The following is a 5,669-nucleotide window of genomic DNA, read 5'->3' as shown; positions in this document are numbered from 1 at the left end:
TCAGGTCATTTTCCACCGTGAGAGTTTCACCCGTTGCGGAGATCCGGATGCAGAGAGGACTCTGAGACGATAATACATTGTGCTTGAAAATATTTTCTACCAGTAACTGAAGTGACATCGGGGGTAGTTGTTTAGAGAGGCTAACAACATCCACGGAAGTCTCCACCCGGAACCTGTTATGATATCTTTCCCGCATCATATTCACCCATGCCATGGAAAATGCCAGTTCCTCGCGGAAGCTTACCAACGGTGTTTTGCTGCTCTGCAATACATACCGGTATACCTGGCCCATATTCTCCAGGAACTGTTTGGCCGCAGCCTTATCAGTATCGATCATGGAACTGATGGTAGACAAAGAATTAAACAAAAAATGCGGGTTCACCTGGTTTTTCAGGGATTCATAGGAAATCTCTGCATTCAACTGCTGCAGGGCCTCATTCCTCGTTTTCATCTGCTGGCTCTTTACCAACAGCATATATCCTTCAGCGATCAGTAAACACAGACAGGCTTCCAGGATCAGGCCGATGTTCAGCATAAAGCCGGTAAACCTTTGGCTGAATGCAAAACCTGGTGACTCCGGCAGCCAGGCTGCCGCGGCCAGTTTCACCATTGCGAACAGGAATACATTCAGCACCAGACGTTGCCAGAAAGCGTCCAGGTCTGGGAGCCTGCTCCGGGATATCAGCCTGCCCCGGGATGTATTCAGCAGGAGAAAAAGCAGGGCCACCAGAAAACTGAAAATACATTTCCACCAAAAGTCCATCCAGCTCAGTTTTGTGGCAACCCCTGGCCAGGGCAGCGATCTCACGTACAGTAAAATGGTCAGCCTTGGCAATGCCAGGAAAAGCGCAATCAAAAAACCAGCAACTAAAACCACAGTCGCTCTTCCTGGCAAAATCCCTCTCTCCCGTTTATTCATCAACGTTAGTTAAATCATGATTTTGTAAATCGTCCGGAAAACTCCCTGATGAGGTTGCTGTCATTCACTTCTGTTGAAGGCGTATCCGCCCCGCGCCTGGCGATTACTCCACCGGCATGGCATGACCGCCATCTTCGGTGAGGCAACATTCAATCAGAGAAACAGGATCCTGATCTTGCCGGCTTTTTTCAGGTAGCCATCGGACAGTTGTATGAGCGCATAGGAATCATATCCGTTGCTTGCTGACAGGTAATAAATTCCATCCCTGGCAGCAGGGAACTGAAAATTATTTTCAGGCAACGAATAAAGGAAAGAGGAAAATGACCAGCAAGGGGGCATACAGGGAGACCGTAATATTCGCAGCGGAAATGTATGAGGTTGCCAGTTGCTGGCAGCATCTTTGTGAAGGCAAATGATATTCTTCAACTTTCCATTCTTTTTTTTGTTAACCGGGGAGAAATCACCACAATCCATCAAACCATATATCATGAACAAAGCATCCAACCCAGCCCGCAGGGACTTCATCAGGAACATGAGTAAGGCTGCGATCTCCACAACCCTTGTTTTACCGGTATTTTCAAGTATTGCCTGTGCAGGCGAATCCAATACAGGTGATACTGCCGGGGATATCGATTATACGCAGCAGCCATTGAAGTATGCTTACAATACCATCGAGCCGGTGATCGATGCCATGACGATGGAAATCCATTATACCAGACATGCAGCTGCCTATGCAAAGGCACTGGGTGAAGCAGTGAAAGATGAGAACGTGAATACAGGCTCCACTACCCTTCCGCAGTTATTATCGAAAATTTCAAAATACTCCGCTAAAATGCGCAACAATGCCGGCGGCCATTATAACCACGAGTTGTTCTGGAGAAGTCTGAAGGCTCCGGAAGAAAACAATGCGCCTTCCGGTAAACTGGCCACGCAGATACAGAAGGACTTCAATTCATTCGAAGCGTTTAAAACGCAGTTCACGGATGCAGCTAAAAACCGCTTCGGCAGTGGCTGGGCCTGGCTGGTATACAGCAATAACAAACTGGTGGTAAGCTCCACACCGAACCAGGACAATCCCCTGATGGACCTGGCTGAGACCAAGGGCTTTCCGGTATTGGGTCTTGATGTATGGGAACATGCTTATTACCTGAAATACCAGAATAAGCGGCCTGATTATGTAAGTGCCTGGTGGAATGCCATCAACTGGGATTATGTACAGCAACGTTTTTCTACCATCTGATCCTGAAATTATGACTAATTCGTATACAGTAGAACGTGAAATCATTATAGACGCGCCAGCCGCAACTATCTGGCAGGTGCTTACTGATACTTCCTTTATTAAGCAATGGGATGATGTACCTGAAGGTTTCGGGGAAGCCACTCTTTCTCCGGGGAGCAAATTGCAATGGGACCTGGGTGATGGTCACCAATCCAGTGTAACGGTCACCGCCTTTGAGCCGCAGGAATATCTTAAAACATCGCTCTATGTTACCCGCTGGCCGTCCCCGCCTTCGGCTTATGATATCGGGTACCATTACCGGATCATCCAACGCCAAGGTGTTACCCTGCTGAAAATCACAGTAGGGGATTTCGGAGCGCTGGGAGAGAATGCCGCCAATTATGTGGAGGCCTCTGAAGTTTTTGTAAAGGACGGAGGTGACAAGATAAAAACCCTTGCTGAAAATTTTAACAGTTAACTTACATGCAAGTAAGTACCTTTGGGTGATAAAGATTCATGTATGGCATTATCCACAACAAAAGACAGGATCGTTGAACTGAGCAGGAATGCGATCCAGTCGCTTGGATATCACAGCTTCAATTACCGCCAGATAGCAGATGAGCTGAAGATAAAGAATGCAGCCATTCACCATTATTTTCCTGCGAAGGAAGACCTGGGGGTAGCTGTGGTGGAAAAGGACCTGGAAGATTTCAAGGGTATGATCACCAGGTTGGGCAGCGCTGCTCCCTCCAAACGCATCGAGGCGTTCCTGAAAGCCTATGCCGGTTATTTCGAGAATGGACAGAAGCTCTGCGTCATCGGTACCTTTTGCTCCACGTATTCCAGTATTCCCGAAAAGATCGCCACAGTATCCAAAACCTATATGGATACGCTGACCAGTTGGCTGACCGCTACTTTCAGGGAAGGACTCGATAGCGGTGAATTCAATTTCAGTATTCCTGTTGAAGACATGGTGAATCTCTGGGTAACTGCTCTGCCGGGAACTTTGCAGACCGGCCGGGTCCGCGGCAGCCGTAAATTCTATCAATCCCTCCATTCACTGAAAAAGCTTCTGAAACAAGAGTAAATTTTTTTGCCCATATTACTTACTTATATGTAAGTAAGTAACATTCTATCATATCAACAAACATAAAAAATGAAAAAGAACATCATCGTAACAGGCAGTTCAAGCGGATTCGGCTTGCTGACCGTTAAAACACTGGCAGCAGCGGGACATACCGTGTATGCAACCATGAGAAATATCGAAACGAAGAATGCATCACAGGTGAAGCAGTTGAAGGATTGGGCCGCAGCCAACAATGCCGATATCCGTGTATTTGAACTGGATGTGACCAGTGATGTTTCTGTAAACAAGGCTGTCAGCGATATAGCCAGGGACAGCAACGGCAGGATAGATGTACTGGTTAACAATGCTGGTCTTTTTGTATGGGGGCTTTCAGAAGAAGTGACCACCTCACAACTGGAGGATATTTTCCGCATCAATGTATTTGGCGTTGACCGTGTGATCAAGGCTGTATTGCCTTATATGCGTAAGCTGCAGGATGGGTTGCTGATCACCATCTCATCAGGACTGGCTCGTTTGCACCTCCCCTATCTCGGTGCTTATCAGGCTACCAAGGCAGCGGTGGATGTGCTGGGTACTACCTATCATTATGAGCTGAAGAAGTCCGGTATCGATTCCCTGATCATTCAACCCGGCGCCATGAAAACTGACCTTTTCAGCAAGAAGCTGGAAACCGGCAACGGTGCGATAGAGGAAGCATACGGTGAATACGGGCAATCCATCAGGCGCGGTGTGGAAGCATTGCTGAGCCCCAAACCTGAAAGCGCCGATCCGCAGGTGGTGGCGGACAGTATCCTGGAAACGATCGGACAATCGAAAACTGAAAGGAAACTATGGACAGTACTTGGCATCGGCCCTGTGCAGCCTGCTATTGAAGCCATCAACAGCAGCACGGGTGCATTGAGCAGCGGAGTGATGGAACATATTGGTATTTCCTGAATAAAACAGAAATACAAAAGCCTTCAGCTGCCGGTGGCAACTGAAGGCTTTTTACTTAGTACCTGGTATCTGTTTCAATTATTTCTTCAGTGAAGCCATGTCTATCACGAAGCGGTAACGGACATCGCTTTTCAGCATGCGTTCGTAGGCTGCATTGATATCCTGTATTTTTATCACTTCTATATCAGAAACGATATTGTGCTTGCCACAGAAATCAAGCATCTCCTGTGTTTCGGCGATACCACCGATCACGGATCCGGCAACACTCTTCCTGCCCATGATCATCGGTACAGTGTTGAGCATCGGTTCCAATGGTCCGAGATAACCTACCACCACCAGTGTGCCATTCACTTTCAGCGTGCTTACATAAGGATTCAGATCGTGCACATATGGAACGGTATCGATGATCAGATCGAAATTTCCACGTACTGAGGCCATCTGATCCTCGTCAGTGGAAATAACCACTTTATCTGCTCCCAGTTCAAGTGCATCTTTCTCTTTGCTTTTTGTGCGGGAGAAAAGTGTAACATGCGCACCAAGTCCTTTTGCCAGTTTAATGGCCATATGCCCAAGGCCGCCAAGTCCTACTACTGCCACTGTACTGTTCTTTCCAACGTTCCAGTGTTTCAGCGGAGACCATGTGGTAATACCGGCGCAGAGCAGCGGTGCTGCAGCAGCCAGATCCAGGTTCTCAGGAACACTCAGCACAAAATCCTGGTCAACCACCACTTTCTCTGAATACCCACCGAATGTATGTCCACCCAGGTGTTTATCTTCCCCGCCATAGGTTCCTGTAAAACCGTTCAGGCAATACTGTTCCAGGTCCTGCTTGCAACTTTCGCAAACGCGGCAGGAATCTACCAGGCAGCCAACAGCTGCCAGGTCCCCAACCTTGAACCTGGTTACGTCCTTTCCTGCTTTTGTTACCCTGCCCACGATCTCATGACCAGGAACCACGGGGTAAGCAGAAGGGCCCCAGTCGCTCCGCGCCACATGAAGATCAGAATGGCAGACGCCGCAGAACAGGATATCGATTTCCACATCTTTCGGCAGAACCTCCCTCCGGTGGATATCCAGCTGCGCCAGTGGCGCATCGGCTGCATCCGTACCGTATGCTTTTACTTTAAACTTTTCCATTGATGGGTATGTTTTGATTGATAATAAATGCAAAAGTGAAAAGTTTCCTCCAGTGGAACTTTATACTTATTACTGCTTTCCCTACCAAAATCACTGGTCAGGAAATGGCAATACCAGGAAAATGCAGGTTAATATTAACTTTGCCAGGACTATGGGAGCAATACTAAGGTACGATAATATCAGTCAATACAATGAACAGGCGCAGCAGGAGACCCTGCATCCCCTGGTGAGCGTGGTGGATTTCTCGAAATCCAAACCCCGTCAGCACGGTCGTGTGAATATAAGGTTTTACACATAAATACAGAAAAATTTTAAATACGACAAAAAAAATAAAGAGAAAAAATAAAACTATTAACCATAATGCACCAACC

Annotated in this window: 8 protein-coding genes; 5 read left to right on the top strand and 3 right to left on the bottom strand. The window is 47.4% G+C overall.

The window, feature by feature from the left end; translation table 11 throughout:
* The coding region (locus ACTHMC_RS13495) for a sensor histidine kinase (RefSeq protein WP_440413734.1) at positions 1-763 on the bottom strand (763 nt) is incomplete at its 3' end.
* 309 nt (positions 764-1,072) lie between these two features.
* Positions 1,073-1,345, bottom strand: a complete 273-nt coding sequence (locus tag ACTHMC_RS13490) for a hypothetical protein (RefSeq protein ID WP_440413732.1) — start codon at positions 1,343-1,345, stop codon at positions 1,073-1,075.
* Between the two features lie 61 nt (positions 1,346-1,406).
* Between ACTHMC_RS13490 and ACTHMC_RS13485 the strand changes: the two genes are divergently transcribed.
* From ACTHMC_RS13485 to ACTHMC_RS13470, 4 genes are all read left to right on the top strand, one after another.
* Positions 1,407-2,159 (top strand): superoxide dismutase, encoded by a 753-nt coding sequence (locus ACTHMC_RS13485; RefSeq protein ID WP_440413730.1) that lies wholly within the window; start codon positions 1,407-1,409, stop codon positions 2,157-2,159.
* A 10-nt stretch (positions 2,160-2,169) separates the two neighbouring features.
* Complete coding sequence (locus ACTHMC_RS13480; protein WP_440413728.1) at positions 2,170-2,616, top strand: SRPBCC domain-containing protein; 447 nt, start codon at positions 2,170-2,172, stop codon at positions 2,614-2,616.
* Between the two features lie 42 nt (positions 2,617-2,658).
* Entirely contained in the window at positions 2,659-3,225 is a 567-nt protein-coding gene (locus ACTHMC_RS13475) for a TetR/AcrR family transcriptional regulator (protein ID WP_440413726.1), read from the top strand.
* Between the two features lie 69 nt (positions 3,226-3,294).
* Entirely contained in the window at positions 3,295-4,161 is an 867-nt protein-coding gene (locus ACTHMC_RS13470) for an SDR family oxidoreductase (RefSeq protein ID WP_440413724.1), read from the top strand.
* 78 nt (positions 4,162-4,239) lie between these two features.
* Here ACTHMC_RS13470 and ACTHMC_RS13465 read toward each other — a convergent pair whose 3' ends face one another.
* Positions 4,240-5,298 (bottom strand): NAD(P)-dependent alcohol dehydrogenase, encoded by a 1,059-nt coding sequence (locus ACTHMC_RS13465; RefSeq protein ID WP_440413722.1) that lies wholly within the window; start codon positions 5,296-5,298, stop codon positions 4,240-4,242.
* A 151-nt stretch (positions 5,299-5,449) separates the two neighbouring features.
* On the opposite strand from ACTHMC_RS13465, the gene ACTHMC_RS13460 reads away from it, so the two are divergent.
* Positions 5,450-5,596 (top strand): hypothetical protein, encoded by a 147-nt coding sequence (locus ACTHMC_RS13460; RefSeq protein ID WP_440413721.1) that lies wholly within the window; start codon positions 5,450-5,452, stop codon positions 5,594-5,596.
* Positions 5,597-5,669: the final 73 nt, after the last annotated feature.

This window comes from Pseudobacter sp., from assembly GCF_051955275.1.
Classification (GTDB): Bacteria; Bacteroidota; Bacteroidia; order Chitinophagales; family Chitinophagaceae; genus Pseudobacter.
Note: the sequence above shows the minus strand (reverse complement) of the source record. Positions and strands in the feature narration are given on the sequence as shown.

Coding starts and splice junctions, on each gene's coding strand:
- ACTHMC_RS13485 (WP_440413730.1), top strand. CDS start 1,407: ATGAACAAAGCATCCAACCCAGCCCGCAGGGACTTCATCAGGAACATG.
- ACTHMC_RS13480 (WP_440413728.1), top strand. CDS start 2,170: ATGACTAATTCGTATACAGTAGAACGTGAAATCATTATAGACGCGCCA.
- ACTHMC_RS13475 (WP_440413726.1), top strand. CDS start 2,659: ATGGCATTATCCACAACAAAAGACAGGATCGTTGAACTGAGCAGGAAT.
- ACTHMC_RS13470 (WP_440413724.1), top strand. CDS start 3,295: ATGAAAAAGAACATCATCGTAACAGGCAGTTCAAGCGGATTCGGCTTG.
- ACTHMC_RS13465 (WP_440413722.1), bottom strand. CDS start 5,298: ATGGAAAAGTTTAAAGTAAAAGCATACGGTACGGATGCAGCCGATGCG.
- ACTHMC_RS13460 (WP_440413721.1), top strand. CDS start 5,450: ATGGGAGCAATACTAAGGTACGATAATATCAGTCAATACAATGAACAG.